General features: G+C 74.8%; 4 protein-coding genes. 3 read left to right on the top strand and 1 reads right to left on the bottom strand.

The window, feature by feature from the left end; translation table 11 throughout:
• Nucleotides 1–3: 3 nt before the first annotated feature.
• From AB0881_RS41710 to AB0881_RS41700, 3 genes are all read left to right on the top strand, one after another.
• The gene (locus AB0881_RS41710; protein WP_366626446.1) at nucleotides 4–1,050 is read left to right on the top strand and encodes a DUF3516 domain-containing protein; all 1,047 of its coding nucleotides are present in this window, start codon (nucleotides 4–6) and stop codon (nucleotides 1,048–1,050) included.
• A gap of 53 nt (nucleotides 1,051–1,103) precedes the next feature.
• Nucleotides 1,104–1,847 (top strand): ribonuclease HII, encoded by a 744-nt coding sequence (locus AB0881_RS41705; protein ID WP_366626445.1) that lies wholly within the window; start codon nucleotides 1,104–1,106, stop codon nucleotides 1,845–1,847.
• A gap of 69 nt (nucleotides 1,848–1,916) precedes the next feature.
• Entirely contained in the window at nucleotides 1,917–2,546 is a 630-nt protein-coding gene (locus AB0881_RS41700; RefSeq protein ID WP_366626443.1) for an endonuclease, read from the top strand.
• A 21-nt stretch (nucleotides 2,547–2,567) separates the two neighbouring features.
• Here AB0881_RS41700 and AB0881_RS41695 read toward each other — a convergent pair whose 3' ends face one another.
• Nucleotides 2,568–3,218 (bottom strand): hypothetical protein, encoded by a 651-nt coding sequence (locus AB0881_RS41695; RefSeq protein WP_366626442.1) that lies wholly within the window; start codon nucleotides 3,216–3,218, stop codon nucleotides 2,568–2,570.
• Nucleotides 3,219–3,327: the final 109 nt, after the last annotated feature.

Below are 3,327 nucleotides of genomic sequence, written 5' to 3'. Positions count from 1 at the left end.
GCGCTGCAGCAGTCCGTCCCCGAGTCGATCAAGACCGACGATCTGATCGACCTGATCGAGTGGCTGGGCGAGCTGGTCCGCCAGGTCGACTCCAGAGGCGGTCTCCCTGGCCTCGGCGGCGCGCCGCTCGTAGGCGGCCTGCGTCGCGGCGGGCACTCCCGCGTGCGGCGCGTCCTCGTCCCCGCCGGGCTCGTTCACCGGGGGCCGGCGCCTGCGGTCGGGCCGCTTGCCGGGGCCTTTCGCAGCGTCTCCTTTCGCGCCTTCAGAGCCCGTGGCGTCCGTGGCGTCTGGGGCGTCCGGGGCGCCGGACTGCTCCTGGACCCAGCCGGTGTCGTACGCCTCGGCCGGCACGGACCGCCGCGCCTGGTCCCACCGGTACGCGAGGACGGCGAGCGCCGCGGCCCATCCCGGCGACACGTGCAGCTGCGGCAGCAGGTGCACCACGGCGGCGGTGACCAGGCCCGCCGCGCCGAGGGAGAGCAGCGCCGTGCGCCACGGCGCGTACCCGCGCAGCCGCAGCGCCACGAACGCGACCGGGAGCGCGAGCAGCGCCAGCAGCAGCGCCGGGTTCAGGTAGAGGGGAAGGCCCTGCTCTGGGTACAGGCGGCCCAGCGGGACCGACAGCAGCGCCCAGCCGACGATGACCGAGCCGGCGGCCATGCCGGCCGGGGAGCGCAGGAACAGGTGGGCGACCGCGAGCGCGGCGAGCGCGGCCACGGCCGTGCCGGCCACCGGTCCCTCCAGCAGCACCGCGGCCACGACGGCCAGCGCGGCCACCAGCAGCCCGCCGAGGAACCGCTGCCCGCTCTGGATCTGGAAGTAGCGCACGCGCAGGCGCTCGAACAGATCCCGCGCCGCGCTGGCCGCCGCGGCGCGAGAGCGGGCTCTCCGGAACACAGCCATACAAGGCGAGTAAAGCGCAGTGCCCGCCGGAACGGGACTCCCCGGCGCGGGTTCGTTGGCTCGGGTTCGCCGGGCACGCCGGGCGCGTCCCCCCGCGGCGGCCGTACGATCGACGGGTCCACCACCCCGCCGATGGAGTCCCCGTGAACGATCCCCGCAACGCCACCGACCCCGGCGAGCCGGACGGCGCGCTGCCCGGCATGGGCGCGGCGCCGGCCGCCGCGCCCGTACCGCCGCCGCGGGCCGCCGGGTACGGCATCGAGGACGACCTGCGCGCGAAGGCGGGCGCGCCGCTGCGGATCGCGGGCGTGGACGAGGTCGGCCGCGGCGCGTGGGCGGGCCCGGTCGTGGTGTGCGCGGCCGTCACCGATCTGAGCGCGCCGCCCGAGCTGCCGGGGCGCGGGCGGCGGACCGTGCGGCTGACCGACTCCAAGCTGCTCACCGCGGCGCACCGGGACGGGTTCGCCGAAGTGCTGCCGGGCTGGCTGGCCGGGCACGCCATCGGCGCCGCGTCGCCGGAGGAGATCGACGAGCTGGGCATGACGGAGGCGCTGCGGCTGGCGGCCGTGCGGGCGCTGGACGCGCTGCCCGAACGCCCCGACGTGGTGATCCTCGACGGCAAGCACGACTTCCTGCGCAGCCCGTGGAAGGTGCGGTGCGAGGTCAAGGCCGACCAGCGGTCGGTGACGGTGGCGGCGGCGTCCGTCCTGGCCAAGGTGCACCGCGACCGGCTCATGGCGGGACTGGACGGCGAGTTCCCGGCGTACGGGTTCGCGGACTCCGCCGGCTACCCGTCCCCCGTCCACCAGGCCGCGCTGGAGGAGCACGGGCCGACGCCGCACCACCGGATGTCCTGGTCGTACCTGGACGACCTGCCGCGCTGGCGCCACCTGAAGAAGCACCGCGACCCGCTCGCGGGCGCGGGCCAGCTGAGCCTGCTCTAGCCGGGGCGCACCGGCCGGAGTCACCCCGGCCTTCCTGGGTACGCCGCCTCCATACGGGAGGTGCGTTCCATGGACGCCGTCGTCAAGAGACTTATGCGCGAAGCCGGCCGGACCTACGCAGAAGAGGCGGGAATCCCGCTGAAGGACCAGCCGGCCGCGCTGTGGAAGCTGCTGGTGCTCGCCAACCTGATGAGCGCGCGGATCACCGCGGACATCGCGATGGCCGCGGCGCGCGAGCTGTTCGAGGCGGGCGGCGGCACCCCGCGCGGCATGGGGAGGCTGAGCTGGCAGGACCGCGTCGACGCGCTCGGCCGCGGCCACTACGTGCGGTACGACGAGAGCACCGCGACACGGCTCGGCGAGATGGCCGGGCTCGTCCAGGACAAGTACGGCGGCGACCTGCGCCGGCTGCCCGTCACCGCCGGGCGCGACGTCGGCCGGGCCGCCGGCCTCCTCAAGGAGTTCAAGGGGATCGGCCCGACCGGCGTCGACATCTTCTGCCGCGAGGCGCAGGCCGTCTGGCCGTGGCTGCGCCCCTACTTCGACGACCAGACCCGCAAGGGCGCGGACCGGCTCGGGCTGCCCACCGACCCGGAGAAGCTGGCCGGCGCGGTCCCGGACAAGGAGCTCGGCAGGTTCGCCGCCGCCCTCGTCAGGGCCGCCCGGGACAAGAAGCTCGCCGACTCCGTCAGGTCGTAGCGCGCCGCACCGCCGGGACGGTCAGTCCTTGCCGCGCGCGGCCACCCACTCCAGGTTCCAGTTGTACGCCTGGTCGACCGACATCTTGCCCCAGCGCGGCCGGCCGGGCGGCGGCAGCACGAACCGGCCCTCGCGCCGCACGACCAGCTCGCCGCCGACGTTCTCGATGAGCGCCAGCACGGCGTCCCGGGAGGCGTCGACGCAGTCGCTGATGTGCATCTCGATCGGCGGCGCGCCGACCGGGTAAAGGGTCGCGGTCGCGTCCAGGCCGCGGAAGTCCTCGGCGCCGTCGTAGATCTCGGCGAACACCAGGATCCGCTTGAAGTCGGCGGTGTGGTCGAGGTTGATGTGCAGGTTCTCGCCGGTCGCGACGGCACCGGACCGGTCGTCGCGGTCGAGCTGGATGAACGGCGGGCGCTCCAGGGCGCCGAAGTCGCCGAGGGCGTGGATGATGCCCTTGCGGCCGTCCCGCAGCTCCCACAGGCAGCACAGGTCGAGGTCCAGGTCGACGCCGCGGCGCAGCTTGCCGAGCAGGCCCTTGGCGGCGCCCTCCTTGGCGGACCAGTTGAGGTTGACCCGCATGTGGCCGCCGGTGGCGCCGTGCTTGGTGAGCGACACCGACGGCGAGCTCTTGGTGAGCGAGATCTTGCCCGCGGCGCCCGGCTGCGGCACGCCCTGCGGGGGCGGCGGCGCTCGTCGACGCCAAGGGCTGGGACGAACGCACCGGCTACGGCGCCCTGATTCCCTACACCGCTCTCACCGCGAAGGTACCTTCAAACGC

The organism is Spirillospora sp. NPDC029432, assembly GCF_040703975.1.
Classification (GTDB): Bacteria; Actinomycetota; Actinomycetes; order Streptosporangiales; family Streptosporangiaceae; genus Spirillospora.
Note: the sequence above shows the minus strand (reverse complement) of the source record. Positions and strands in the feature narration are given on the sequence as shown.